Genomic DNA, 25,961 nt, shown 5'->3' with positions numbered 1-25,961 from the left:
GTGGCGGCGGCGGTCGTGCCGCGCTGGTGGGCCGGTCGCTAGCCTGAGACCAGGCAGGAGAAGGGGAGTTTCACACCTATGACAATCGATAACTTGGTGGTCGAGACCGCTTGCGGCCCGGTCCGGGGCACCGAAACCGGATTGCCGGGTGACCGCGTCAAGGTCTGGAAGGGCATCCGCTACGCCGCGCCGCCGCTGGGGGAGCTGCGCTTTCGGGGTCCACAACCGCCGCAGCGGTGGACCGAGATTGCCGACGCTACCGGCTTCGGGCCGGTCTGCCCGCAACCGACGATTCCCAACATGCCCATTGACCTGGGAGCGTCGCAAGACGAGGACTGCCTGCGGCTGAACATCTGGACATCGGCAGACACCGAGCCTGGTGCCGGAAAACCCGTGATGGTGTGGCTGCACGGTGGCGCATACCTGTTGGGGTCCAGCAGCCAGCCGCTTTACGATGGCCGCACCTTGGCATCGAGCGGCGAGGTGATCGTGGTGACGGTCAACTATCGGCTCGGGGCGCTGGGGTTTCTCGACTTGTCCTCGTTTAGCACCGGGCGGCGACGTTTCGATTCCAATGTCGGGCTGCGTGATGTGCTGGCGGCCTTGGGGTGGATTCGGGAGAACATCGAGGTCTTCGGAGGCGATCCGGACACTGTGACGCTGTTTGGCGAATCCGCTGGCGCCGGGATCGTCACCACCTTGCTGGCGATGCCGGCGGCCGAGGGTCTGTTCGCTCGCGCGATCGCGCAAAGCTCACCGGCCACCTCGGTGTATGACGCCGGCAGGGCGCGCGGCGTCGCGGTATGCATGCTCGACAAACTGGGAATCAACCCCGCCGACGTGGATCGATTGGCCCAGGTGCCCGCCGCCGCGATTCTGGCCGCGTCCAAAGAAGTGTTCGACGAGGTTCCGGTGCGCAACCCTGGCACGCTGGCGTTCGTCCCCATCGTCGACGGCGATCTGCTGACCGACAACCCGGTCAAGCTTGCCCAGGAGGGACGTTCACGCCCGGTTCCGTTGGTCATCGGCACGAACAAGAACGAGGCAGCGCTGTTCCGGTTGATGCGCTCACCGCTGATGCCGATCACGCCGCACGCGATCACGTCGATGTTCAACCAGATCGCCGCTGAACAGCCCGACCTACAGTTGCCGACGGCCGAGCAGATCGGGTCGGCCTACTCTCAAGTGGGGCGCAGGGCCCGGCCGCTAAACATCGCAACCGACGTCGGCTTCCGGATGCCGTCGGTATGGCTGGCAGAGGCGCACAGCATGGTGGCGCCCACGTATCTCTATCGGTTCGACTATTCGACGCCGCTGCTCAAGCTGGTGCTGGTCCGCGCCGCCCATGCCACCGAATTGCCCTATGTCTGGGGCAATCTCGGTGGACCCCAGGACCCCACGTTGAAGTTGGGTGGGGCCAAGATCGCCAGGGCCGTCTCGCGCAGAGTGCGGACCAGGTGGATCAACTTCGCCAGGCACGGAACGCCGGCGGGCCCGGACGGCGAGCCGGACTGGCCGCGCTACGACGACGCCGACCGGGCCTGCTTGATCGTCGACAAACGCGACACGGTGGCACGCAATGTGGACGCACACATCCGCGCTGCGTGGGGTGGCCAGGTGGTGGGCTTTCGGTAGCGGGCCGAAGTCGTGCGCGCTGCCTGCGGACTAGGCGGCCGCGGCCTCGCTCTTCATCTGCCGGAACATGTCTACGTAGTAGGGCAGGCACTGTTGCATCGCTTGCTCGGTGTTGAACCTCGGTTCATAGCCGAGATCACGGCGTGCCTTGGCGATCGAGAAATAGTTGTCCAGATACAGTCGCTCGACGGCCAGCGGCTCGAGCAGTGGCGCCGGGAACCCAAACCTGAAGTGCAACCGTTGCCACCCGGTCATCACCCAATGGACCGCCGGGCCGGAAACCCTTATCCTGGGCCACTTTTCCCCGCACGCTTCCACCACTGGCCTGGCGAACTCGAACATATTGATCGGCTCGGCGTCGTTGATGAAGTACGCCTGACCGGGAGCGCTGCCACCGGGCACCAGATGCTGGCCGGCCAGGATGAAACCGTGAATCAGGTTGTCTACATACGAGTTGTCCAGCCGGGCCGACTTGCGGCCGACCAGAACCTTGACGTGGCCCTTGATCACGCTTTCGAACAGCTTGCGGAACATGGTCTGGTCGCCGCGGCCCCAGATGCCGCTGGGTCGGATCGCGCACGTAAGCATGCCGTCAATGCCGTTCTGCGCCAACACGAATCGTTCGGCAGCCACCTTGGTCTCGGTGTAGAGATCGTTGAACCGGTGGGTGTAGGGCATCGTCTCATCGCCGCCGGCAATGCTCTGCCCACCCATCACCACGCTGTTGGACGAGGTGTAGACGAAACGCTTTACCCCGGCCTTCTGTCCAGCGTTGATCAGATTCTCGGTGCCGCCGACGTTGACCGCGAAGCTGCGGCTGCGGTACTCGGCGGTCACCGAAGCACCGCCCATCAGCTCGATGATCGCCGCCGTGTGAATGATGGTGTCGATGCCCTCGACCGCCTCGGCGCAGACGGCCGCGTCGGTGATGTCGCCCTGCAGCACCTCCAACTGCGGATGCGGGGGCAGTGGCGACGGCGCGCGGTCGAACGAACGGACCTGATGTCCGCGTTCGAGCAAGGTGGTGACCAGGTTGGCGCCGACAAAACCGGCGCCGCCGGTGACCAGGACACGGCCGAGTTCGGTAGTCAGTGATGCATCACCCATGCGGCGAAGCATAACTAAAACGTGTTCCAGTTCGGAACAACTATCAAGGTCTCGCTCGGGCGGAAATCAGTTTGGTTCGGACTCGCCGGCGGCCAGCGCATCGGTCACCCGCTGGCGGGCGCCAGCCAAATGCTCCTCACACCGCTTGGCGAGTTTTTCCCCTCTCTCCCATAGCTTTAGCGATGTGTCGAGATCTAGCCCGCCCTGCTCGAGTCGCCTTACGACTTCCATCAATTCGTCTCGGCAGTCTTCGTAACCGAGCTGACTAATAGGTGTAGTAGTGCTGGTCTCGCCGTGAAGATCGTCCGCTTGTTCAGGAACCATCGATGCGTCCTTCGCTTATCGCCGCAATGGCACCGTCGTAGACCCGCACTCGCAGCCTGGCACCTGCCGCCGCGTCCTCGACTGACCGCAGCACCTCAATTGGCGTTCCGGCCGCCGAAACCGTCTGCACCACCGCGTAGCCGCGGGCCAGCGTAGCCGCGGGGCCCAGGGTGGTCAGTCGTGCGGCCAGGTGGCTGACGCGTTCGGTCTCGGTGGCGACCAGGCGGGTGATGTCGCGGCGCAGCGCGGACCTGGCGCGGTCAATGTCTTGCGCGCGCGTCGTTAACGCCTGTAGTGGGTCAGCCAGTACCGGGCGGCTGCGCAGTTGGGCCAGTGCCCGTTGCTCACGGGTAACCCAGTTGCGCAGCGCTTGAGCACTGCGGCGGCGCAGGTCAGCAATCAACCGCTGCTCGGCGGCGCTGTCTGGAACCACTTTCTTGGCCGCGTCGGTGGGTGTCGCGGCGCGCAGATCGGCGACCAGGTCGCTGAGTGGATTGTCGGGTTCGTGGCCGACCGCGCTGATCACCGGTGTGCGGCAGGCCGCGATCGCGCGGCACAGTGTCTCGTCGGAAAACGGCAACAGATCCTCCACGCTGCCGCCACCGCGGGCCAGCACGATCACGTCGACTTCTAGGTCTCGATCGAGCTCGCGGAGTGCTTCGACGATTTGTGTGACGGCATTGGGTCCTTGCACTGCGGTATTGCGCACGGTAAAGCGCACCGCGGGCCATCGCGCAGCCGCCACCGTCGTCACATCACGTTCGGCGGCGCTGGCGCGACCAGTGATGAGCCCGACTGTGTTGGGCAAGAATGGGATTGGTCGCTTTAGCCGCGGGTCGAAGAGGCCCTCGGCGTCCAGCAGCCGGCGCAGCCGATCGATACGGGCTAGTAGTTCGCCGACACCAACAGCGCGAATCTCGCTGAGCCGCAACGAGAATGTCCCGCGGCCGGTGTAGAACGAGGGCTTGCCGCAGACCACCACCTGTGTGCCTTCGGTCAACTTCACCGGCGCGTTGAGCACCAGGTCACGAGGGCAGGTCACGTTCAGTGACATGTCGGCTGCGGGATCTCGCAGCACCATGAACACTGTCTTGGTGTTTGGCCGAATCGTGATCTGGGCAAGTTGCCCCTCAACCCAGACGGTGCCCAATCGGTCGATCCAGCCCGCAACCCGGATGGCGACCGCGCGTACCGGGAAAGGATTCTCGGCCGAATTGGCGTCTGACGCTCGGGTAGTGCGGGTCACTTGGCAGTCGCGCGGGTGATCCTGTTAGCGATCAGCGTCTGGAACGGTGCACGCGCCTTGGTCGCCTGCTCATAGGCCAGCAGGACTTCGAGATCTTTGATGTCCAGCGATGGGAGCCGGGCCCGCAGCTGGGCCAGCGTCAGCGACGGATAGTCGAGTTCGTCCGCGATTGCGGGCGCGGGAACGGTCTGCTTGGACGACGGCTTCTTCGGTTGCCTGGTCGAACTGGGTTTCTTGGAGGCATCGGCGCCCTTGGACTCGGTCTGCTCGGATACCGAGTACAACGCGAACCGTCCCTCGAAGCGCCGGTCGGCGCTGAGGGTGTCGGCGCCGGTCGGCACGCCGAAAGCCTCGTCCAAGGCATCTGGCAAGTCCTCGTCGAAGGTGGCCCACTCCGGCTGCTCGTCTTTGGGCGGAAACAGCGACTCCAGGGTGGTGTCGCCCTTGATGACGAGCTCGGCCAGGTTCTGCTGAAACCGCATCACCAGGTGCGCCGCCTGGCTGGCCAGCGTCATCGGGTACATCAGGATGGTTCGTGGCAGTTTCATCGTCTCCTCGACAGCGACTGTCGCCGCGCCGACAATTAGCCGAACTCCATACGGTGCAGAAGCCATGCGTCCAAGACTGCCTCAAGGTGCGGCGAACTCCAAGCTCGCCGCGGCGAGATGAACGCAAATCGCGCAGAAATAGCAGAGCCGTATCGGCGGAACGTACGCTGAACGTCATGGTGCCGACTGTTGACATGGGGTTTCCCGGCGCTTCTCGGTCGGGGAGCGTCCTGGCCAGCGTGCCAACCCGCAAGCGGGTGCTGCTGGCCGAGCCACGAGGATACTGCGCGGGTGTGGATCGGGCCGTCGAGACGGTCGAACGTGCGCTGGAGAAGCACGGTGCTCCGGTCTACGTGCGTCACGAGATTGTGCACAACCGCCACGTGGTTGACACGCTGGCCAAGGCCGGTGCGGTGTTCGTCGAGGAGACCGACCAGGTTCCGGAGGGCGCGATCGTGGTGTTTTCCGCGCACGGGGTCGCGCCGACGGTGTACGCCGCCGCCGCCGAACGTAACCTGCAGACCATCGATGCGACCTGCCCGCTGGTCACCAAGGTGCACAACGAGGCCAAACGCTTCGCCCGGGACGATTTCGACATTCTGCTTATCGGCCACGAGGGCCACGAGGAGGTCATCGGTACGGCCGGCGAAGCGCCCGACCATGTGCAGTTGGTCGACGGTGTGGAATCCGTCGAGCGGGTAACGATCCGTGACGAGGACAAGGTGGTGTGGTTGTCGCAGACCACGTTGTCCGTCGACGAGACCATGGAGATTGTCGAGCGGCTGCGGATGCGGTTTCCGAAGCTGCAGGATCCGCCCAGCGACGACATCTGCTACGCCACCCAGAATCGGCAGGTCGCGGTCAAGGCGATGGCGCCCGAGTGTGAGTTGGTGATTGTCGTTGGCTCCCGCAACTCGTCCAACTCGGTGCGACTGGTCGAGGTGGCACTGGGCGCCGGGGCGCGGGCCGCTCAACTAGTCGACTGGGCCGACGACATCGATCCGGCATGGCTGCAAGATGTCACCACCGTCGGCGTCAGTTCGGGAGCCTCGGTCCCCGAGGTGCTGGTGCGTGGTGTGCTGGAGCGGCTGGCCGATTACGGCTACGACATCGTGCAACCGGTGACCACGGCCAACGAGACGCTGGTCTTTGCGTTACCGCGGGAGATCCGGCCAGCGCGCTCGGTAGGGACCTAGTCGTCGTATTCCCGGGAACCGGGCTGTGGTCGACGCGGTGGGCGTGGACGATCCCGCCGATCGGACCGATCGTCGTCACGGTAGCCGCCGTGCATCTCGTCGCGGGGAGCTGACCCGCGATAGCGGACCTGCGAGATCGGATGGTGCGTCGGGTTGGCGCTGTTGGCACCGCCGGGCGTGGTGCGCCGGCGCGGCGGCTCGTATGGGCCATACGGCTCGTACGGTTCGTAGGGCTCGTATCGGGCTTCCCGTCGGTCGTACCGGCTGATCGGCTCCGCGGGCTGGTTGGGCTCGTAGCCGCCGTAGGGATCGAAGCGGCTGGTGCGCGGAACGGGCCGGTCATAGGGGTTACGGCGGGTATGTGGGTCCCGCCGGGTCTCCCGCGGCGGCTGCGCGCGCACGTCGGAGTCACCCGGTGGTCGGGGTCGGCGGCGTGGACGGCGAGGCGGTTCGGCGGGATCGTAGTCACGTGGCGGCACCTGGCGGCGACGCCGCGGTCGTTCCGCGTTCGGGTCGAGCTCGTCGTCCAGCGGTGGGCGGCCGCGCCGGGTCCGGGTCCGGTCGGTACGGCGCGAGGTAGACCCGCTGCTACGGGTGGTTCGTCCGCTTTTCGGCCTGCGCTCGATCCCGTGGGCCGGTTCTGCGCCCGTGCCTGCAGCGTCATCGGAATCGCCGTCCGAGTCATGGTTCAGCAATGCGCTCAGTTTGGCGGCGATGCCGCTGACGAAGGAGGGTCTCGCGGGCGGGGGATCGGTGTCGGTGTCGGCCTTGACCAGTCCGGACGTCCGCTGCGCCATGCCGAAGTACCACCTGATCAAACCGATGAGCAGCACGGCGCCGGCGGTCCCCAGCATCAGCGGAAAGCGCTCGATGAGCGGGTACCCGCAATTGATCAAGAGGTCTTTGAACTTGCCGATCTTGCCGCCATGAAACAGCCAGTAGGCGCCGGGCACCGTGACGAAAAGGATCAGTGGCGGCTGGATCACCGCGGTGAACACACCCGCTTGGCGTACAGCCAGCACCGCTGCCACGCAGCCCGCAATGTAGAAGCCGGCGAAGACGTGCGTCAGATCCTTGTGTCCGGCGTCGAACAGGTATCCCACGGCGGTGACGGTGGTGGCCAGCAGTACCGCGCCCCACCAGGGCAAACCCGGAATTCTGGGAATGATTGAGCGGTGACTTGGCTCCACTGCTGCGCTCGCCCGCTCCGCTGACACATGTAGACCGTACCGGCTGTGGGGCTGAAGGCCCGTAAATCCCTGGCCAGCCGCCGCGGGCGTGCCATGCATCCGCTACTCGCACCGGGTACCTCGTTGGGGGCACGGCAGTGGCAGGCGCCACACGAATCACCGGCCGGACGTCGTTGCGGGGAGCCGGGCACGGCCAACCCGGCGAGCACGGGCCGACCTGCAGTGACTCCTCGACGGCCCCGCGAACCGAGGTGCCGGACGCCGGTTGCGCCCGGCCACGGGATCGGCAATGCCGGCGTCCTAGACTTGGCTCCCTGTGAGCCTGAGCCTTGGAATCGTAGGTCTGCCCAACGTCGGCAAGTCGACACTGTTCAACGCGCTGACTCGGAACAATGTGGTGGCGGCCAACTATCCGTTCGCCACCATCGAGCCGAACGAGGGCGTCGTCGCGCTGCCGGATCCACGGCTGGACAAGCTGGCGGAGCTTTTCCAATCCGAGCGAATCGTCCACGCTCCGGTGTCGTTCGTGGATATTGCGGGCCTGGTCAAGGGGGCCTCGGAGGGAGCCGGGCTGGGCAACAAGTTCCTGGCCCATATCCGTGAGTGTGACGCGATCTGCCAGGTGGTGCGGGTGTTCGTGGACGATGACGTGACCCATGTGTCGGGGCGGGTCGACGCCAAGTCCGATATCGAGGTGATCGAGACCGAGCTGATTCTGGCCGACCTGCAAACTCTGGAGCGGGCGCTGCCGAGGCTGGAAAAAGAAGCCCGTAACAACAAGGAGCGCACGCCCGTTTACGAGGCGGCATCGGCTGCCCAGCAGGTGCTGGACAGCGGCAAGACGCTCTTTGGCTCGGCCACCGATAGCGCGGTGCTGTGGGAGCTGAACCTGTTGACCACCAAGCCGTTTCTGTACGTCTTCAACGCCGACGAGTCGGTGCTGACCGATGCCGGGCGGGTCGCCGAGTTGCGCGAGCTTGTTGCGCCGGCCGACGCGGTTTTCCTAGACGCGGCTATCGAGGCGGAGTTGGCCGAACTCGACGACGAATCGGCCGCCGAGCTGCTGGAGTCGATCGGGCAGACCGAGCGGGGCCTGGATGCACTGGCGCGCGCCGGTTTTCACACCCTCAATCTGCAGACCTTTCTCACCGCGGGTCCCAAGGAAGCGCGCGCGTGGACCATCCACCGGGGAGATACCGCGCCCAAGGCGGCTGGGGTGATTCACACCGACTTCGAGAAGGGCTTCATCAAAGCCGAGATCGTTTCCTACGACGACCTGATCGCGGCCGGCTCCATGGCGGCGGCCAAGGCGGCCGGCAAGGTCCGGATGGAGGGCAAGGAGTACGTGATGGCCGACGGCGACGTGGTGGAATTCCGGCATGGCGCAACCACCAAGTCGAAATAGGGTCAAGCCTGCGGACCCGCACCGTGTCGCGCCCGGCTCGCAGCACCGTGCTTAGGCGGGTAGCGACCGAACTATTGCTTGTCGACTTTCCCGGCGATCTGATTGGCGATGGTGATCCCTAGGTCACCCGGGTCCTTGCCGCACGCGCTGAGGTCGATCGCAACGTTGTTCCGCACGGTCAGCACCCGCTGACAGGCTCCCTTAAAGGTGTTGGGGCCCTTGGTCATTGTCACGGTTACGGGGGTACTCAGCATGCCGTTTGCCGTCGAGACCGGGCCCACCTGCCACTGGATTTCAGGGTTGTCGGCGTCGCCGGGTGTAATGAATTGCCGGTTTGCGCAGGCCGGCCAGGCCTGGGACGACTTGGTGAAGAAGTCGTTCGCCTGTGCCGCCGAGGGGAACAAGACCAACGCCTGGGTCAACTCGGGGTCCATGTCGCCCGACGGAGCGCTGCCCGGCGCAACATCATCGTGCCCACGAACCGCGGTGTATCCGCTGCCGGCATATGCCACGGCCTCCGCCGGGGCATCGGCGAACAGACATTCGGCGGGCCATTTCCACCCCTGGGGCCCCTCCTTGGTGCTGTCGTCGGGCAACTTGTCGATCTTTTCCTTGGTCGTCATCCCGGTGACGCCCATTGCACTGTCGACTTCGGCCGGGGTGAGTAGCAGACCGTCCAGTGCCGCCTCCTCGATCGGCGCCCGCGACGAGCTGGTACTGGTCGATGATGCGGGGGTGCTTTCGTCGCCACCGCCACACGAGGTGACCAGGACCCCGAGTGCCGCAACGGCGACTGCGGCTGCTAGCTGACGCATGGAGAATCCCCTTCAGGCTAAGTCCTCAGCCGTTATGCGGCACCGGGATTGGAGTTTGCTAGATGTGCTTCGGTGCATGAAGCATAGTGGACCGCAGCACCGTGGGGAACACCAAGCGCTTTGCCAGTTTCGGGCATCGGCCCCAGCCGGTTGGCGAAGGGAAGCGCGATGATGGCAGGGTCGTTGGCGCCGTGTACCGGCGGGCCAAGACGGCCGACAAGATCCGAGTGGAAGGCAGGACTTATGTGGTGGTGGCCGCAAGCACCGTGCGGAGCCAAGCGGTGACCAGACCGCACGTCGAGCTGCGACCGTGTCTGGGAGCTGAGGAGTACCCCACGCTCGTGCGTATCTGGCGCAGCGCGATCGACGCCACGCATGGGTTCGTTCGTCCAGAGCATCTGGCGCGGATCGAGGATCGGTTGCCGCGCGAATTTCTTCCGGCCGTGAACCTGACCGTCGCGCTGGTGGATGGCCGGCCCGTCGGCTTCGCCGGGGTGACCGCCGACAAGCTGGAGATGCTGTTCGTCGATGACGACTTTCGTGGCAAGGGCATCGGAACGGTGCTCCTCAATGCCGCCCGGCAGCGCGATCCGCACCTACTGGTGGACGTCAACGAGCAGAACACCCAAGCCGTCGACTTCTATCGGCGCCGAGGCTTTGCCTCGATCGGTCGAAGCGCGGTCGACGGCGACGGCCTTCCCTATCCATTGCTGCATCTGCAGATCTCGTCACCCTCCTAGAGCCCGGCCAATCGCCACCCGGCCGGCTGCGGCGCGGATGACGAGACGGTGTGACTGAGCCAGTGGCCCGGTCGGTATGCCGCTTTGTGAGCCAGGCCACGCTATGACCGCCGGGGTGCGATCGATCAGCCGTTTGTGCCCGCGATGAGATTGCTGGGCGGTCTCGGCTCGGTCACCGATGGGCAGAACCTCGGTTGCAGCGCTAATCGTGCCGCGCGCGTGCGATTGCACGTTGCAGCAGGTCAATCAGCCGTTCGGTGCACGTTTCGCAATTATTCTTAGTTTGCTGTTTCCGCGTAATCACTTCTGTTTCAATTATTAGATATTCGCGTGACCTGGACGCTGTATATGCAGGTCAAAGCTATTATCTGATTAATCGTGAGACGCGCCACAAATTTTGATTTCCTATGGATATTGTCGGTAGCGTCAGCGCGCATGATTGCACTTGCTACGTTGTTGACGCTTATCAATCAGGTTTCCGGGACTCCATATGTTCCGGGTGGTGATTCCCCATCCGGCACGGACTGTTCCGGATTGGTTTCGTGGGTCTCAAATGCCGCCACGGATCGACCGATTTACGGTGATAGGTTCAACACGGGCAACGAAGAGGCCGCATTGTTGGCCCGGGGCTTTCAGTATGGAACCGCTCCCAATGCGTTGGTGATTGGCTGGAATGGTCGCCACACGGCGGCGACGTTGCCCGACGGAACCCCGGTGTCCAGCGGCGAAGGCGGCGGGGTTCGGATCGGCGGCGGGGGTGCCTACCAGGCGCAGTTCACGCATCACATGTTCCTGCCGGTGGACGACGACCTGGCCGAAGCCGACGCGCCGTTTCCCGACGCGCCCGCACCGGGGGCGCCCGCGCCGGATGAGCCCGCGCCGGATGGGCCCGCCGTTTTGGTGACTTCCGTGAATTCAGAAGAATTGCCTCCGCCGCCCGCTGGCGACGCCGGTCCTATTGGGGAACCCGAAATGGCGAATGGGTAGCGATTCGATATAAGACACCTCGCCAAAGACAATTCTGCGACCTGAGTCACATATTTTTCAGGAATGCCAGCGGCGGCCGCTTCGACCTATATTGTGAACCAAGTCACAAAGTGGTGTCGGGGTGGCTGCCGCTATTTGTCGAGTATCTAATATTTGGCGCGCACATGCCATTTGCTTCATTCCATGTGCGCAGCGGGATGCGGTTCCTGCTGAGCTGCGAGGTCGATAGGCCGCACGATGCGACCGCCATTTTGTGAACGCAGGAGTTTGCGCAGCGGGAAGCCGCAGCGTCGGGAGATCGCTTGTCTCTTCGATACTGGGTATCCTGGCTCTGCTCGCCGAGAATTCTCGCCGAGATTGTAGGGGACGGCCAGCGGGGGAAGCGGGGACCGGCAAATGATCTTTATCGTGGTCAAGTTCCACACCAAACCCGACTGGAGCGAGCGCTGGCCGGATCTGGTGGCCGCGTTCACCGCGGCTACTCGTGCCGAAGCGGGCAATCTGTGGTTCGAGTGGTCCCGAAGCCTGCAGGATCCTGCCGAGTACGTTCTGGTCGAAGCCTTCCGCGACGACGACGCCGGTGCCATCCACGTCAACAGTGAGCACTTCAAGCGGGCCATGCGAGAGCTGCCGCAGGCGCTGACGTCCACGCCCAAGATCGTCAGCCAGACGATCGACGCGACGGGGTGGTCGGAGATGGGGGAGATGTCGGTCGACTAACCGACTATCACCTCGATTTCCTTGCCCAGCTGGTAGCCCTCGGTGAGCGGAAGCGTGTCGCCGCTCCAGAACGAACCCGGATCGAACCAGTTCGAGTATTTGTCGGTGGTGAGCAGCCCCATTTCTTCGTAGGTGATAGCCACGGTCTCCGCACAGTAGGCCGCTTCCAGGCCGACCTTTTGCTGGTCTTTGCGTCGCTGCGTGGACTCGCGAACCTTGCTATCCACCCACGGGAGTCCCCGCGTCCAGTCGTAAGCGGTGGGGAGCCGTCCGCGCAGCCAGCGGCCCGTCAGACGGACGGTGGCGGGAAACGGGGTTCCATCCATCCGCGCGATGACCCGAAGCAGTTCGTTCTCCTGGTGCCGGTCGGCGTACGGCGTCAGCTGACGTAGCCAGCACCGCTGGTGGTAACGCTGCGTCCACTGCAGAACGGCCTGTCGGGCGTCGTTGAGCTGGACCCCGCGATGATGGTCACCGGTCCACATGTCGACGAGCTTCTCGCCCAATTCGGCATGCCATATCAGCGGCGGCAAGTCGTCGATGGCCACCGTCATACCGACGTGATTCACCGGACTGTTGGTCAATGTCTGGATGGCGCGGTCGGGACGTGAGCGACCGCGAAACAGCCAGAGGTCGCCGGTTCGGGTTTCGTTGAGCGCCTGGTCCAACGTAAGCGTGCTCGAGTCCACCCCAGCACCATAGGCACAGATAGCCTGTCGTCATGCGTAGCGTGTGGAAGTGGGTCGGGCTGGCCGGTGTCGCCGGGGTGGTCGCCGGCGGCGCCTTGGTCGTGCGCGACCAGCGCAAACGTCGTGCCTACACGTCCGACGAGGTCCGGGCCCGTTTGCATCAGCGGCTGGCTGAATACGACGCCGAAGGCTATCAGTCCAGATCGGGGTCCGGTGCCGGTTCCACCGCGAACAAGCGGTAGGTGCCGGAGAAGCCCTTCAATTCGACGTTGTGGCCCTCATCGAAACTAATGTCGTGACACTCGCCGACGGCGTCGCGCACGGGTTGGCTGACCAGGATCTGACCTCCGGCCGCCTGCCCGGCAACCCGCGCGGCCATCGCAACGTTGCGGCCGAACAGATCGTCTCCGCGCCGCACCGAACGACCCATATGAATCCCGATTCGAACCCGAAATCCCGTACGGTGCTTGCGCTTTGCTTCTCTGCGTAGCGCGTGCTGGAGGTCGAGGCCACACCGCACCGCCTGCTCGGCGCGCGCAAAGGCGATCATGAATCCGTCGCCTTGACTCTTCACCACGTGCCCGGATCGACGTTGGACGAGTTCGTGGACCAGTTTGTCGTGTGCGCCGATCAGCTTGACCCACGCACGATCGCCGATTCGCTCGTTGAGGGCGGTGGATTCTTCGATATCGGAGAACAGAATCACCACCCGGCCATCCGGAGTCACCCGGGCCAGGTCAGGCCGTTCCACCTCGGCCCAGTCGGCAAGGTCCTCGATCGAGCTGCGCACTGCCGCGCCAAAGCCTTCCTTGCGCACCAGGTTCGCGGTCTGCCACACCGTCCTGACGGCCTCGCGGCCGCCGGAGAGCAGCCAATTGCGGGCGTCGGTGCGTTGTCTTAGCTCCGCGGCCTCGGCCCGACTGCGCGCCAGCAGCCGCCGCAGCACGAGCAGGCCGCCGGCCTCCAGCAGGGCGAGGGCGGCCAGGGCGTAGACCGCGATGTGCAGTGCGTCAGCCATGCCCGACACGCTGCCCATCCTGACAGGGGCCCGTTGGGCCTACCTTGTCGGGCCTTTGGGCAGTGTCTAGGGTTGAGTTCGGCCCCCGCGGGGAAGCAGATCTCGTAATGAGCCGACTAGCGACTTTCTCTCAAGACGACGTCCTGGAGGTGGGGGATTGGCCGACGGTGCGGCTGGCGCCTCAGATCTGTTGGTGATCTTCGGAATTACCGGTGATCTGGCCCGCAAGATGACCTTTCGGGCGTTGTACCGGTTGGAATGCCGAGGGCTACTGGACTGCCCGATCTTGGGTGTTGCCAGTGACGACATGTCGGTGGAGAAGTTGGTCGAACGCGCTCGCGACGCGCTCGCCGGATCCGGCGAGGAATTTGACGAGTCGGTCTTTGACCGGTTGGCCAGCCGGTTGTCCTATCTGGCCGGGGATGTGACCGACAGCGCGCTGTACACATCGCTGGCTAAGCAGATCGGTTCGGGTCGGCGCCCGTTGTACTACCTGGAGATGCCGCCCGCGCTGTTCGCGCCGATAGTCGAGAATCTGGCGACGGCTGATCTGCTCAATGATGCACGTGTGGCGGTGGAGAAGCCCTTCGGCCACGATCTCGCCTCGGCGCGCGAACTCAACTCCAGGCTGCGCGCTGTGCTCGACGAAGACCAGATCCTGCGGGTCGATCACTTCCTGGGCAAGCAGCCCGTCGTGGAGCTGCAATATCTGCGCTTCGCCAATCACGGTTTGGCTGAATTATGGAATCGCAAGAGTATCTCTGAGATTCACGTCACCATGGCCGAAAACTTCGGTGTCGAGGACCGCGGGGCGTTTTACGACGCGGTGGGCGCCTTGCGTGACGTTGTACAAAACCACCTATTGCAGGTGCTGGCCCTGGTGGCGATGGAGCCGCCGGTGGGTCCGGGGGCCGACGACCTCAACGACAAGAAGGCCGAGGTGTTCCGTGCCATGCCGGAACTCGACCCCGCGCGCTACGTGCGGGGCCAGTACTCCGGCTACGGCGACGTGCCCGGGGTGGCCGAGAACTCGAAGACCGAGACCTATGTGGCGCTTCGCACGGAGATCGACAATTGGCGCTGGTCGGGTGTCCCGATCTTCCTGCGGGCTGGAAAAGCATTGCCGGAGAAGGTCACTGAGGTCCGAATGTTTCTCCACCATGTTCCGGGGTTGGCTTTCCTGCCCAACCGAAGACCGGCAGAGCCCAACCAGATCGTGCTGCGCATCGACCCCGACCCGGGGATGCGTCTGCAGGTATCCGCGCAAGTTGGCGACTGCTGGCAAGACGTTCACCTGGACTCCTCCTTCGCCGAGGACCTTGGTGAACCGATCCGGCCCTATGAGCGATTGCTTTACGCGGGATTGACCGGCGATCGCCAGCTTTTCGCCCGGGAGGACAGCATCGAGCAGACCTGGCGGATCGTGCAGCCGGTGCTGGACGACCCGGGTGAAATCCACCCATACGCACAGGGTTCCTGGGGGCCTGAGGCCGGGCACACGCTGCTGCGTGGTCACCGCAATTGGCAACTGCCGTGGTTGCCCGCAGTGCCGAAGTAAAACAATAAGGAGACGGAAAGCGCATGCAGCTAGGGATGATCGGACTGGGCCGGATGGGAGCCAACATCGTCCGTCGGTTGGTCAAAGGTGGACACGAGTGTGTGGTGTACGACCACGATCCCGATGCGGTCAAGGCGATGTCCGGCGAGGACAAGACCACCGGAGTGTCTTCGCTGAGCGAGCTGCGTGACAAACTCTCCGCTCCGCGAGTCGTCTGGGTGATGGTGCCCGCGGGAAACATCACCAGCGGGGTAATCGAAGAGCTAGCCCGCACACTGGACTCCGGCGACATTGTGATCGACGGCGGCAACACCTACTATCGCGACGACATCAAACACTCAAAGCTGTTGTCCAATAAAGGTATTCACTTGCTGGATTGCGGCACCAGCGGAGGTGTGTGGGGCCTGGAGCGCGGATACTGCCTGATGATCGGCGGTGACGCGGACGCGGTTGCCCACGCCGAGCCGATCTTCGCCACCGTCGCACCCGGATTGGATGCCGCCCCGCGTACCCCGGGCCGAGATGGTGAGGTCGCGCAGTCCGAGCGGGGTTACTTGTACTGCGGGCAGTCCGGGGCGGGGCACTTTGTCAAGATGGTGCACAACGGCATCGAGTACGGCATGATGGCCTCGCTCGCCGAGGGATTGAACATATTGCGTAATGCCGACATCGGCACTCGCGTGCAGGCCGGTGACGCCGAAACCGCGCCGCTGTCCAACCCCGAGTGCTACCAGTACGACATCGACATTCCCGAGGTCGCCGAGGTATGGCGCCGCGGCAGTGTCATCGGCTCCTGGCTGCTGGATCTGACCGCCATCGCACTGCACGAATCGCCGGAGCTAAAGGAGTTTTCCGGACGGGTATCCGATTCCGGCGAAGGCCGGTGGACCTCCATCGCGGCGATCGACGAGGGCGTTCCCACCCCGGTGTTGACCACCGCGCTGCAGTCCCGCTTCGCCTCGCGTGACCTCGACGACTTCGCCAACAAGGCCCTGTCGGCGATGCGCAAACAGTTCGGCGGGCACGCGGAGAAGCCGGCCAACTAACCAGTGGGGGCTATCCCCGCTTGACGAACGCCACCACCGCATCGGTAAACGCGTCGTTGTCGTCGCCGGCGGCGGTGTGCCCGGCGTTGGACAGTTCGACGAACTTCGCGTGTGGGACCTTGGTCAGGAAATCCTGAACACCCTCGGGGCTGACCACATCGGAGAGCTTGCCGCGGATCAGCAGTATCGGGATCGTCAAGTTCTCCGCGGCCTGCTCGAAGTTCTCGGTACGTAGCTCCGGGTCGTCTCCCGGCGCGGTCATCATCGCCGGATCCCAGTGCCAATACCACCGTCCGTCGCGCAGGCGCAGGTTCTTTTTAAGGCCTTCTGGGCTGCGCGGCTTCGTGCGGTGTGGGAGGTAGGCGGCCACGGCGTCGGCGGCTTCGGCGAGCGTGGCAAAACCGTGCAGGTTGGTGAGCATGAAGTCGCGGATGCGCGCGCTGCCGTCTTTTTCGTATCGGGGCACCACATCGACTAGCACCAATGCGGTCACCTTGGTGGGGCCGGCGGCATCGGCGGCGAGGATGCCGGTCAGGCCGCCCATGCTGGCGCCGATCAGTACTACCGGGCGACCGATTGTTTCCAGGACGCGCAGTACGTCGGCCGTCAAGCTTTCAACGGCGTAGTCGGCATCCGGTGCCCGGTCGCTGTCGCCGTGACCCCGGCTGTCGACTGCGACAACATGGAACCCCTCGTCGGCCAACAGCTGGCCGGTTTTCTTCCAGGAAAACCGGTTCTGGCCGCCGCCATGCAGCAGCAGAATCGTCGGTCGCCGCGAGGCATCGTCGGTGTTGCGGTTCCATTCGTCGGCGGCCAGGGTGAGCCCGTCGGCACCGGACAACGCGACCGTTTGGGGGCCCTTGCTTGCGGAACTCACCCGATCGACGTTACCTAGCTGGTTTAAGCACCGTGGGCTCCGGGTGGTGACACGGTGAGTTTTCGCCGTCCCGGCGGTCTATCCATGGCAGACCAACAACTTAGGAGGAGCCCATGCCATCGATCACTCCCTCGCTGTGGTTCGACCACAACCTGGAGGAGGCCGCCCGGTTCTACACCTCGGTGTTCCCCAACTCGCAGATCGAGGGATTCAACCGGTACACCGAGGCGGGCCCGGGCGAGCCAGGCACCGTCGCGTCGGGTTCCTTCGTGCTGGACGGCACCCGATTCATCGGGATCAACGGCGGGCCAGTATTCCAGTTCACCGAGGCGGTCTCCTTCGCGGTCACCTGCAAAGATCAGGACGAGGTTGACTACTACTGGGACCGGCTGACCGACGGTGGTGCGGAATCGCAGTGCGGCTGGTGCACGGACCGCTACGGCCTGAGCTGGCAGGTCGTCCCGGAACGGCTCTATGAGCTGATCGCCGATCCGGACCCGGCCCGAGCCGCGGCGGCCACCACCGCGATGCTGGGCATGGGCAAGATCGTCATTGCCGAACTAGAAAAAGCGGTGGATGTTTCGGTGTGACCTCACTCGGTGAGCCGGCCGATCCACTCGATCGTTGCGTCGATGATCGGTTCCACATCGTTGGGGTCGTCGCAGGCGATGACCATCTTCGATGACTCCTCCATGATTGCCAGCAGGGCGCGACCCAGCAGCCTGCCGCGCAGCGATGAGTCCAGTCCCAGCACCGTCATCCAGTCTTGAAAAAGCGCGGTCAAGCGCTCGCGACGGGCGGCTCCGAATTCGGTGGGGCGGTCTCCGGACGACAGCAACCTGGCGACCCGTCGGTTCTCCCAGATGGCCTCCAGGTAGGCGCGCACGTTGAGCGCGCGGTGGCGGTCGGCTTCGTCGCCGGCTCGCTGGTTCGCCGCCTCGATCCGCTGTTCGACCGTGCTGGCCATGCGCTCGAAGATCGCAAGAAATAGCTCATTCTTGCCGCCGAAGTGGTGATAGATACTGCCGATGCTGGCACCGGAGCTGGTCACGATGTCGGCCATGGTCGCTGCGTTGAAGCCGCTGGTGGCGAACACACCGGTGGCGGCGTCAAGGATCCGCTGCTGGGTGGCGTCGGTTTTGGACCAGCGCCGCGCGGGCGAGGCCCGGCCTTGCCCGGCGCTGCGGGCCGCGTGCATCGGCGATTGAGACTCCGCAGAGTTCGCCATGGGTATACGTTAACGCTGATCCGGGATGCAAACCGGCCGGACGTGCAGTTTGGTCTCGGTCGCTTCCCGAGACCGTGCCGAAACCCTGCCTGACCAATACCGCCCCCGGTGGCGGTTCTACGTCGGTCCGTTGTGCAGCGTAAGGGGTCTGCGCCCGCGTCGGCGGCCGTCCCGTTAGTTTGGATCGGGTGGGGTGTGTGTGCCCATTGGCCAATCCAGCAGCCAGCGCCGAACGGGAGTGACCATGGCCGATGTTATCGATGCTTACCCGCCGGCCATTGGTGTCGCGGGCGGTTGATGATGTCCGAACCACGCTGGCTCAACGTGTCGGGCTCGGGCGGCGAGCTGAAGGCCCTGACCTGGGGGCGGCCGGGGGCCCCAATTGCGCTGTGTCTGCACGGCTTCCCCGATACCCCGTACGGATGGCGCAAGATCGCTTCGCGGTTAGTCGATGGCGGGTGGCGGCTGGTGGCGCCGTTTATGCGTGGCTACGCGCCGTCCTCGATTCCGACCGACGGCAGCTATCACATAGGCGCGTTGATGGACGACGCTTTGAAGGTGCGCGCGGCCGCGGGCGGCACCGAGCACGATGTGGTGATCGGTCACGACTGGGGAGCGATGGCGGCCGCCGGGCTGGCCGCAATGCCGGACAGCCCGTTCGACAAGGCGGTGATCATGTCGGTTCCGCCCGCGGCGGCGTTTCGCCCGCTGGGCCGGGTCGCCGACCGGGGCCGGCTGGCCCGTGAGCTGCCGCATCAGCTGCTGCGTAGCTGGTACCTCCTCTACTTTCAATTGCCTTGGCTACCAGAACATTCCGCGTCCTGGGTGGTGCCACTGCTGTGGCGTCGATGGTCGCCGGCCTATCGCGCCGACGAGGATCTGCGTCATGTCGATGCCGCCATCGGCACGCCGGAGGGTTGGCGGGCCGCGCTGGGGCCATACCGGGCAATGGTGCGCAACTCCCGCCCGCCCGTGCGGTACGCGGAGTTGCACCGGCATTGGATGGAGGCGCCGAAGTTGCCGACGTTGTACCTCCATGGTCGCGACGACGGCTGCGCCGCTCCGGCCTTCGCGCACTGGACGCAACGGGTGCTCCCGGCGGGCAGCAGCCTGGCCATCATCGATCATGCCGGCCACTTCCTGCAGCTCGAGCAGCCGTACGAGGTCGCCGAATCGGTGCTGGCCTTCGTCGGCTCGCCGGGCTGAGCGCGGCTACCCCGCAACGATTCGCCCGATTTCGCGTTGACTTCGTGCCACGGCTGAGAGGCGCCCGGACAACTTGCCATCTCGAATTCCGGAAAATCATGAAAATCGTTGTGGCGTGCCGTTAATCGTGCCCGTGCGGCGCAGGCCCAAGCCCGGCGAAGGTGGGGTTGGCGCCGTCGCGCGTACCCACCCGACGGGGCAGTAGCACCATATTTGGTATGTCCCGGATGGCGGCCGTCGACGCACAGTTCTACTGGATGTCGGCCAAGGTGCCCAATGATCAGTTCTTGCTGTACGCATTCGCCGGCGAACCGAAAGATCTCGAAGGCGCCATCGACGAGGTCTGCAATCGGGCTCGGGGTTGTCCGGATTTGGCGATGCGAGTTGAAGACGGTGGTGCACTGAGCTACCCGCGGTGGGTAGCGGCCGCCGTCGAATCCACCCAGGTCGTTCGGCACGAGCCCGCCGAGCAGTCGTGGCGTGGCTGCCTGGACGCGGTGGCGGCGCTCGCTGACAGCCAGCTCGATATTCGCCAGATGCCTTGGCGGCTTCACATATTCACGGCCATACGCGGCATTCCAGGCTGCGCCGGTGGGGGCGTTGTTGCCGTGCTGCAGGTTGCGCACGCGCTGGCTGACGGCACACGGGCATCGGCGTTGGCGGCCTGGCTGTTCGGCCGGGAGGTCTGGGTGCCCCGGGTGGACGTCCCGTCCCCGGGCTGCCTGCTGCGGCGCGCCGCGGACGCGGCGCGAACCCACCACCGGCTGGTTTGCGACACTCGCGCCGGCCTGCTGTCGCCGGCCGCCAGCCCCCGGCCCCCGGTGGCCACCAACGTCCGTCCAGACGGCGCTCGTACCCTGCGCACCGTGGTGCGCAAGCGTACCGAAATGCCCGGTGCCACAGTCACCGTTGGGGCTTTGGCCGCGGTGTCCACGGCGTTGTTCGAGCTATTAGACGGGTCGGCGGATGCGCTGGGCGCCGAAGTGCCAATAGCTAAACCCGGTGTGCGCCAAGCGCATAACCACTTTGGCAACGTGGTCGTCGGTTTGTATCCGCAGCTTGCTGTGGACGCCCGGATGGAGCGGATCGCTGCCGACTTGGCCCACGGTCGTCGCCGATTCCAGCATCCCGCCGCGTTCTCGGCCGACCGGGCCTTCGCGGCGGTACCCGCGCCGCTGTTGCGCTGGGGCGTAGCCCATTTCGATCCGACCGTCCGGCCCGTACTGGTAGCCGGAAACACCGTGCTGTCCAGCGTGTACCGCGGCGCCGGTGACCTACATTTCGGGGGAGCACCGGTGGTGCTGACGGCCGGATATCCCGCGCTGTCGCCGTCGATGGGCTTGACGCACGGGGTGCACGGCATCGGTGACACGATTGCGATCAGCGTTCATGCCGCGGCATCCGCGGTGGCCGACGTGGACGCTTATGTACGGTGCCTGGATTCGGTCCTGTGAACCACGCCGACCGGCCACGCGGGGCCGAACCGACGCTTTAATGGGCCTCGCCGGCTCGGGCCTCCTGCTCACGAGTCAGGCCGGCGGCCAGGAGCAGCTCCTCGTGCAATTCGAACCACACGGTGTGGTAGGAGTCCATCAGCGGCCGGGTCAGCCATGCGGTCTCGCCGGCGTTGAGCCTGTCCAGGGCGTGGCTCAGCTTCCGCGCATAGCCGCTCAGCCGCGGCACCTGCAACGCGGCCGCCGCGATGATCGGCGTCACCCGCTGGTGTACCGCCTGCAGGCGGGCCAGTATCGCCGCGTCGTATTCGGCGTCGTCGTGGGCATTGGGCCGGCCATTCCGGAGCTGCCAGTCGGTCACCAAGGTCTTGAAGTCGGTATTTACCGCGCGGAAGTCGTCGTGCACAGCGGCCAGCGCCGCCGAGTCGACACCGTCTCGCTCCTCGGTGAGCAAGGCGTCGAGCCGCAGCCGGCCGCTACTGCTGATTCGCAGGGTCGTGTTCTTGATCAGAAGACCGGCCGCCGAGAGCCGCTCGACGGTGTCGGCGACGTCGGCGGGGCTCAGGCCGAGGGTGGTGGCCAGGTTGGCCGCCGTCACCTGGCCCTTCAGCCGGACGGCCTGCAACACCGCCAACTCGCTCATCGCGTTGGTGCATCCCGTCCCGCCGCACGCATGGCGGTGAGCATGGTGACCAGTGGGGCGCCCGACACCACATCGGTGTGTCCGGCGGCCAGCGCGTTGCGTACTTCGGTGTCGGAACTGCTCTCCAGTCTCGGGTACTCGCCTGCGGAATGCGCACGCAGCGGGCTGACCCGGCGTGCGATGGCGGCCAGCTCCCGCAGCTCCGGGGTGTCGCTCTCCGACCACGCCGAGAGTTTCAAGGTGCCCGCGCGGACCTCCCCTTCGGTGCCATCGACGGTGATCTGTTTGCCGGCCAGGGCAGCGGCGGCCCCGTTGCCACAGCCCACCACGGCTACTCGGCCGAGTTCACGACTGACCACCGCTGCGTGACTGGAGGCACCCCCGACCTCGGTGACCACGCCGCGCGCGGCCACCATGCCCAGGATGTCGTCCGGCCTGGTGTGCCCGCGGACCAGGATGACCTCCTCGCCCCGCTCGGCGGCGCGCAGCGCTTCGTCGACGTCGGTGTAGGCGCGCCCCGACACCACACCGGGACACGCCGCCAGGCCGGTGGCTAAAAGGGGCGCAGTCAACCGTGTTTCGGGCTGCAGCGACGGCATCGTCAGCGCCTCGACGTGCGCCGGATTGACCCGGCGCAGCGTCTCGACGTCGTTGATAAGCCCCTCCCGCCGCAGTTGCAGCGCCAGCCGCACCGCCGCTTGCGCGGACCGCTCGGCGGCGCGGGTCTGCAGCAGCCACAACGTCCCGTCTTCGACGGTGAACTCGATCTCTTGGATGTCAGCCGCGAGCCGTTCCAGTCGCCCGGCGGCCGCCATCAACTGCGCGTATGCGGCGGGTTGCGTATCGCGTAGCGCACCGATCGGTTGGACGTTGACCAGACCCGAGACCACGTCGTCGCCCTGGCCGCCCGGTAGCCATTCGCCAAACGGCTCCGCAGAGCCGGTAATCGGGTTGCGGGAGCACAGCACGCCCGCACCGGAGTTGGTGCCCCGGTTACCGAACACCATCGCCTGCACGATCACCGCCGTACCACTGCGCTCGTCAAGGCGGTGGTGGGCCCGGTAGGCCACCGCACGTGGCGAGTGCCAGGAGGCGAATACGGCTTCGATTCCCGCCCGCAATTGCTCATACGGGTCGGTCGGCACTGGCATGGGTGCGGTGCCATGTCGGCCATTGGCCAGCTCACCGGCGACGACGTGGCGGTACATGCGGGTGAACCGTCGGTGGGTATCGGCGGCGAACTCCGGTGAACTCGTCGCCGCCAGGGCCGCCTCGACCGCGTCGTTGATCCCCAGATTGAGCAGCGTGTCCATCATCCCCGGCATTGACTGAGCCGCCCCTGAGCGCACGCTGACCAGCAGCGGATGCGCACCACGCCCGAATGTGCTCGACGTTTCGACTTCCAGCCAGCGCATCCCGTCCAGAACGTCGTCCCAGATCGCATCCATCGTCGGCCCGGGTTCGGCGAGGTAGCGGGCGCCCACCTCGGCTCCGATGCCAAACGCCGACGGTACCGGCAAACTCTGCCGCCGCATCAAGTCGATACCGCATCCCTTGTTGCCCAGGACTTCCGGTGAGCACCGTGCGTTTCCATTCAGCAACAACACCCCGGGTGAATTGCGGGTGCGGCCGCTGCGGCTGGCTGTGCTCGTCCGGGCGCTGTCAACTCGCGCAACACGAGTCACACTGCACCCCCCTCGTGGTCCGGCGCGCCCTGTTGGGCGCCAGCTGCCATCGTGCGAGCAAACGTGGAATAGAAGCAGTTTCGCACACGCGAAATCGGCACCGGAAAGCGTGATCCAGGCGCCGATCCTTGGTGGGTGGCGAACTGAGTTCGGGTTGGCCGATCCCATGAGGTGGCTCCGGGCGACGCGCACATCCGGTCTTGCGGGTCACCGACATCCGGGGCGACGCGGTGGCAGCGGTTGCGCCGAGGGTCAACCAGCAGTTGTCCGGCGTTGCCAGCTGCGTTAGTCGCGATCTTGATGTCGGGGCTCCTTTGCGGTCCTTCCCGGGCAGCGGGAAAGCGCTGCCGTCCGGGTGCCGTCCCGGTGCTGCTGGATGCGAAGACGCGGCCGGGCGCGCCGGTGGAACGCTATGTCGAGGGTACGCGCCCGGCGAGGCCGGCCGGTGCTTCGCCCGAGCCCGCCATGGGATCGCTGGATGATCTAGGTTGGCAACTGTGACTGCCTACGACGTCGGGTTATTGATTCTGCGGCTGGTGTTGGGGTTGACGCTGGCAGCTCATGGCTTCAACAAATTTTTCGGCGGAGGCCGGATACCGGGAACCGCGCGGTGGTTCGAAAGCATCGGGATGAAGCCGGGCACTTTCCATGCCGCGATCGCCGCCAGCACGGAGGTGGCCGCCGGGCTGGGGCTGGCGGCAGGGTTGCTCACGCCGATACCGGCGGCGGGCTTTGTGTCCCTGATGGTGGTCGCTGCGTGGACCGTGCACCGGCCCAACGGCTTCTTCATCGTCAAGGAGGGCTGGGAGTACAACCTGGTACTGGCGGTTAGCGCCATCGCCGTGGCCACCGTGGGTGCCGGAAAACTCAGCCTCGATTGGCTGATCTTCGGGCGCAACTGGCTCGACGGCTGGGCCGGACTGCTCGTTGCGGTGGCCCTTGGTTTGGCCGGTGCCGTTGGCCAGCTGTTGATCTTTTATCGGCCACCGGCCAAACAAGCCCGGTAGTCGGGTGCAAGCCGTTGCCCCCAATTGGGGCGGCGGCACCTCCTGCGAGCCTCGGCCATCGAAAGCCATCGAAGGCCTAGGTGACGGCGGCCGCGGTATGAGCCGCCATTACCTCGGCGGCCGCGCGCTCCCCGGAGCGGATCGCCCCATCGACCCACCCGCACATGGTGGCCGAGCTCTCGGTACCGGCCCAATGGATCCGACCGCTGGGTGGGCGCAGCGTGTAACCGAATTCGGTCAACACACCGGTCGGGGTGTGGCTGATCATCCCGCCGCCCGAATAGCGGTCGTGGGTCCAGTTCTGCTCGTGGAATTCCACTGGGGCGCTTGCTTTGTTACCGAACCGATCGACCAGTTCGGAAATGACCAACGCCCGGCGTTCGGCGTCATCGACTTGCGCCAACTTACGGGCGGCGGGCCCCTCGGTGATGACACACATGATGCCCGGGATCGCCGTGTCGGTGCACGCGTCGATGGTGAGGGTGGCCGGGGATCCAGGAGCGGCCGATTGACCGGACAGCCCGTCGGCACGCCAGAAGGGTTCGTCGTAAACGACCGAGATCTTGACCACCGCGCCGCTGGGCATGCGCTGATTCAAAAACGCTCGATCCACCGGCAGTGCGGGCTCGTAACGGATCGAGTCGGCGAGCGCCATCGGAATCGCCACCACGACTCGCTGCGCGCGCACCGCCAGATAGTCCGAGCGGACCGTGACCCCGTCGGCGTCCTGGGAGATCTGGTGGACCGGCTGCGACAGCTGCAATGCATCGCCCAGCTGCGCGGCCATCGGGCGGTAGATGGCGCCCATTCCGCCGACCGGACGCGCATCCTGGGCGCCGCCCTTACCGGAGATGACGAAGTTGGGTCCGCCGGCAGAACCCATCTGCAGCAACACCCACAGCAACGACACCTCAGCGGCCGCGCAGGTGTAGGGCCCGGCCAATGCCATGTCCAGCATCTCGCGGGCCGGCTTGGACATCACGTTGGTCTCCAACCAATCTCCCAGGCTGGTTCGGTCCCACTCGGCGGCGCGCTTGGCCTCCCACGGAGCTTCGCGCGGCAGCGATTTGCACATTTTCTCTACGGTCAGCAAAACGATCCCGAGGTTGGCTACCGCCCACGGGCTCATCGTCCAGGGCAGCTTGCCGCCGTAACGGTGTTTCTTGCCGTCGACGATCATCATGGCGTCGCCGTCGTTGTGTTGCTTGTATTCCGCGACGCCGAACTCGTTCATCAGCGCGTAGACCCGGTCCTGGCCCGGTCCGATCCACGCGCCGCCGCGATCAATCCACACCCCGTCGTCTCGCGTCACGGTGAAGGTGCGACCGCCGATCCGGTCTCGGGCCTCCAGCACTGAGACCGAGTGGCCGGCCTGTTTGAGCCGCAACGCGGCCGTCAAACCCGCGAACCCGGCGCCGACCACGCAATAGTCGACTTCTGTCATGCCCGACTCCTCAGCGCCCCCAGCAGCAAGCTACACCGCTCACAACGTCGGCGAATTGGGTTCGGAAAAGAATTAATCCTTGGTGAATCCGGCCGCTCGGTGACCGATTGAGCCAGCGGACGACTTAGGTCCTCGTCGAGGAGCACCGCGCACCGGGGTGAGCTAACCCGGACGCGAGCGAGACCATCGTGCG

26 protein-coding genes are annotated in these 25,961 nt (G+C 65.3%); 13 read left to right on the top strand and 13 right to left on the bottom strand.

Features of this window, described 5'->3' with window-relative positions:
• Positions 1-78: 78 nt before the first annotated feature.
• On the top strand, positions 79-1,635 hold the full coding sequence (locus tag MB901379_RS18465; protein ID WP_158017938.1) for a carboxylesterase/lipase family protein: 1,557 nt from the start codon (positions 79-81) through the stop codon (positions 1,633-1,635).
• Between the two features lie 30 nt (positions 1,636-1,665).
• On the opposite strand, the gene MB901379_RS18460 is transcribed toward MB901379_RS18465, so the two are convergent.
• The 4 genes from MB901379_RS18460 to MB901379_RS18445 are packed head-to-tail and all read right to left on the bottom strand — an operon-like array spanning position 1,666 to position 4,926.
• Positions 1,666-2,754 carry a 3-beta-hydroxysteroid dehydrogenase gene (locus MB901379_RS18460; RefSeq protein WP_158017937.1) on the bottom strand — a complete coding sequence of 363 codons (1,089 nt, stop codon included), beginning with the start codon at positions 2,752-2,754 and terminating at the stop codon, positions 1,666-1,668.
• Positions 2,755-2,808: 54 nt separating this feature from the next.
• The gene (locus MB901379_RS18455; RefSeq protein WP_158017936.1) at positions 2,809-3,066 is read right to left on the bottom strand and encodes an exodeoxyribonuclease VII small subunit; all 258 of its coding nucleotides are present in this window, start codon (positions 3,064-3,066) and stop codon (positions 2,809-2,811) included.
• Positions 3,056-4,312 carry an exodeoxyribonuclease VII large subunit gene (gene xseA, locus MB901379_RS18450; protein ID WP_158017935.1) on the bottom strand — a complete coding sequence of 419 codons (1,257 nt, stop codon included), beginning with the start codon at positions 4,310-4,312 and terminating at the stop codon, positions 3,056-3,058. Before xseA ends, MB901379_RS18455 begins: the two co-directional genes overlap by 11 nt.
• On the bottom strand, positions 4,309-4,926 hold the full coding sequence (locus MB901379_RS18445) for a lipid droplet-associated protein (protein WP_158017934.1): 618 nt from the start codon (positions 4,924-4,926) through the stop codon (positions 4,309-4,311). The genes xseA and MB901379_RS18445 overlap by 4 nt, the downstream gene beginning before the upstream one ends.
• Before the next feature lie 110 nt (positions 4,927-5,036).
• On the opposite strand from MB901379_RS18445, the gene MB901379_RS18440 reads away from it, so the two are divergent.
• Positions 5,037-6,056 carry a 4-hydroxy-3-methylbut-2-enyl diphosphate reductase gene (locus tag MB901379_RS18440; RefSeq protein WP_158017933.1) on the top strand — a complete coding sequence of 340 codons (1,020 nt, stop codon included), beginning with the start codon at positions 5,037-5,039 and terminating at the stop codon, positions 6,054-6,056.
• Here MB901379_RS18440 and MB901379_RS18435 read toward each other — a convergent pair.
• Positions 6,053-7,273, bottom strand: coding sequence for a DUF6542 domain-containing protein (locus tag MB901379_RS18435; RefSeq protein ID WP_197717822.1), 1,221 nt, complete (start codon positions 7,271-7,273; stop codon positions 6,053-6,055). The genes MB901379_RS18440 and MB901379_RS18435 overlap by 4 nt on opposite strands.
• Before the next feature lie 289 nt (positions 7,274-7,562).
• Here MB901379_RS18435 and ychF point away from each other — a divergent pair, with 289 nt between their 5' ends.
• Positions 7,563-8,651 (top strand): redox-regulated ATPase YchF, encoded by a 1,089-nt coding sequence (ychF, locus tag MB901379_RS18430; RefSeq protein WP_158017932.1) that lies wholly within the window; start codon positions 7,563-7,565, stop codon positions 8,649-8,651.
• A gap of 71 nt (positions 8,652-8,722) precedes the next feature.
• Here the strand turns inward: ychF and MB901379_RS18425 are convergent, their stop codons facing one another.
• A complete protein-coding gene (locus MB901379_RS18425) occupies positions 8,723-9,466 on the bottom strand; it encodes a sensor domain-containing protein (RefSeq protein WP_158017931.1) in 744 nt (247 codons plus the stop codon).
• A 101-nt stretch (positions 9,467-9,567) separates the two neighbouring features.
• Here MB901379_RS18425 and MB901379_RS18420 point away from each other — a divergent pair, with 101 nt between their 5' ends.
• The 3 genes from MB901379_RS18420 to MB901379_RS18410 all read left to right on the top strand — a co-directional run bounded on the left by MB901379_RS18420 (position 9,568) and on the right by MB901379_RS18410 (position 11,913).
• Positions 9,568-10,206, top strand: coding sequence for an acetyltransferase (locus MB901379_RS18420; RefSeq protein WP_331852720.1), 639 nt, complete (start codon positions 9,568-9,570; stop codon positions 10,204-10,206).
• A gap of 378 nt (positions 10,207-10,584) precedes the next feature.
• Positions 10,585-11,193, top strand: coding sequence for a peptidoglycan endopeptidase (locus tag MB901379_RS18415; protein WP_408632304.1), 609 nt, complete (start codon positions 10,585-10,587; stop codon positions 11,191-11,193).
• Between the two features lie 396 nt (positions 11,194-11,589).
• A complete protein-coding gene (locus tag MB901379_RS18410; RefSeq protein WP_158017929.1) occupies positions 11,590-11,913 on the top strand; it encodes a putative quinol monooxygenase in 324 nt (107 codons plus the stop codon).
• Here MB901379_RS18410 and MB901379_RS18405 read toward each other — a convergent pair.
• On the bottom strand, positions 11,910-12,602 hold the full coding sequence (locus MB901379_RS18405; RefSeq protein WP_158017928.1) for a guanylate cyclase: 693 nt from the start codon (positions 12,600-12,602) through the stop codon (positions 11,910-11,912). The genes MB901379_RS18410 and MB901379_RS18405 overlap by 4 nt on opposite strands.
• A 32-nt stretch (positions 12,603-12,634) precedes the next feature.
• Here MB901379_RS18405 and MB901379_RS18400 point away from each other — a divergent pair, with 32 nt between their 5' ends.
• Positions 12,635-12,844, top strand: coding sequence for a hypothetical protein (locus MB901379_RS18400; protein WP_158017927.1), 210 nt, complete (start codon positions 12,635-12,637; stop codon positions 12,842-12,844).
• On the opposite strand, the gene MB901379_RS18395 is transcribed toward MB901379_RS18400, so the two are convergent.
• Entirely contained in the window at positions 12,796-13,629 is an 834-nt protein-coding gene (locus MB901379_RS18395; RefSeq protein WP_158017926.1) for an adenylate/guanylate cyclase domain-containing protein, read from the bottom strand. The genes MB901379_RS18400 and MB901379_RS18395 overlap by 49 nt on opposite strands.
• A gap of 148 nt (positions 13,630-13,777) precedes the next feature.
• Here MB901379_RS18395 and MB901379_RS18390 point away from each other — a divergent pair, with 148 nt between their 5' ends.
• Together MB901379_RS18390 and gnd are read left to right on the top strand one after the other, a co-directional pair.
• Positions 13,778-15,178, top strand: coding sequence for a glucose-6-phosphate dehydrogenase (locus MB901379_RS18390; RefSeq protein WP_158017925.1), 1,401 nt, complete (start codon positions 13,778-13,780; stop codon positions 15,176-15,178).
• A 23-nt stretch (positions 15,179-15,201) separates the two neighbouring features.
• Positions 15,202-16,224, top strand: a complete 1,023-nt coding sequence (gene gnd, locus MB901379_RS18385; protein ID WP_158017924.1) for a phosphogluconate dehydrogenase (NAD(+)-dependent, decarboxylating) — start codon at positions 15,202-15,204, stop codon at positions 16,222-16,224.
• 10 nt (positions 16,225-16,234) lie between these two features.
• On the opposite strand, the gene MB901379_RS18380 is transcribed toward gnd, so the two are convergent.
• Positions 16,235-17,101 (bottom strand): alpha/beta fold hydrolase, encoded by an 867-nt coding sequence (locus tag MB901379_RS18380; RefSeq protein WP_158017923.1) that lies wholly within the window; start codon positions 17,099-17,101, stop codon positions 16,235-16,237.
• A gap of 113 nt (positions 17,102-17,214) precedes the next feature.
• Here MB901379_RS18380 and MB901379_RS18375 point away from each other — a divergent pair, with 113 nt between their 5' ends.
• On the top strand, positions 17,215-17,691 hold the full coding sequence (locus MB901379_RS18375; protein ID WP_158017922.1) for a VOC family protein: 477 nt from the start codon (positions 17,215-17,217) through the stop codon (positions 17,689-17,691).
• A gap of 2 nt (positions 17,692-17,693) precedes the next feature.
• On the opposite strand, the gene MB901379_RS18370 is transcribed toward MB901379_RS18375, so the two are convergent.
• Positions 17,694-18,329 (bottom strand): TetR/AcrR family transcriptional regulator, encoded by a 636-nt coding sequence (locus tag MB901379_RS18370; protein ID WP_158017921.1) that lies wholly within the window; start codon positions 18,327-18,329, stop codon positions 17,694-17,696.
• A 300-nt stretch (positions 18,330-18,629) separates the two neighbouring features.
• Between MB901379_RS18370 and MB901379_RS18365 the strand changes: the two genes are divergently transcribed.
• Entirely contained in the window at positions 18,630-19,535 is a 906-nt protein-coding gene (locus tag MB901379_RS18365; RefSeq protein WP_158019292.1) for an alpha/beta fold hydrolase, read from the top strand.
• 227 nt (positions 19,536-19,762) lie between these two features.
• Complete coding sequence (locus MB901379_RS18360; protein WP_158019291.1) at positions 19,763-20,989, top strand: WS/DGAT domain-containing protein; 1,227 nt, start codon at positions 19,763-19,765, stop codon at positions 20,987-20,989.
• A gap of 37 nt (positions 20,990-21,026) precedes the next feature.
• Here MB901379_RS18360 and MB901379_RS18355 read toward each other — a convergent pair whose 3' ends face one another.
• Positions 21,027-21,632, bottom strand: coding sequence for a MarR family transcriptional regulator (locus MB901379_RS18355; RefSeq protein WP_158017920.1), 606 nt, complete (start codon positions 21,630-21,632; stop codon positions 21,027-21,029).
• Positions 21,629-23,239: a pyruvate, phosphate dikinase gene (locus tag MB901379_RS18350; RefSeq protein WP_158017919.1), complete on the bottom strand. Its 1,611-nt coding sequence runs from the start codon at positions 23,237-23,239 to the stop codon at positions 21,629-21,631. The genes MB901379_RS18355 and MB901379_RS18350 overlap by 4 nt, the downstream gene beginning before the upstream one ends.
• A 575-nt stretch (positions 23,240-23,814) precedes the next feature.
• On the opposite strand from MB901379_RS18350, the gene MB901379_RS18345 reads away from it, so the two are divergent.
• On the top strand, positions 23,815-24,324 hold the full coding sequence (locus tag MB901379_RS18345; RefSeq protein WP_158017918.1) for a DoxX family protein: 510 nt from the start codon (positions 23,815-23,817) through the stop codon (positions 24,322-24,324).
• Between the two features lie 76 nt (positions 24,325-24,400).
• Here MB901379_RS18345 and MB901379_RS18340 read toward each other — a convergent pair whose 3' ends face one another.
• A complete protein-coding gene (locus MB901379_RS18340) occupies positions 24,401-25,768 on the bottom strand; it encodes a flavin monoamine oxidase family protein (protein ID WP_158017917.1) in 1,368 nt (455 codons plus the stop codon).
• Between the last annotated feature and the right edge of the window lie 193 nt (positions 25,769-25,961).

It is taken from the genome of Mycobacterium basiliense, from assembly GCF_900292015.1.
Lineage (GTDB): Bacteria > Actinomycetota > Actinomycetes > Mycobacteriales > Mycobacteriaceae > Mycobacterium > Mycobacterium basiliense.
The sequence above is the reverse complement of the archived record's forward strand: the minus strand, read 5'-3'. Positions and strand labels throughout refer to the sequence as shown.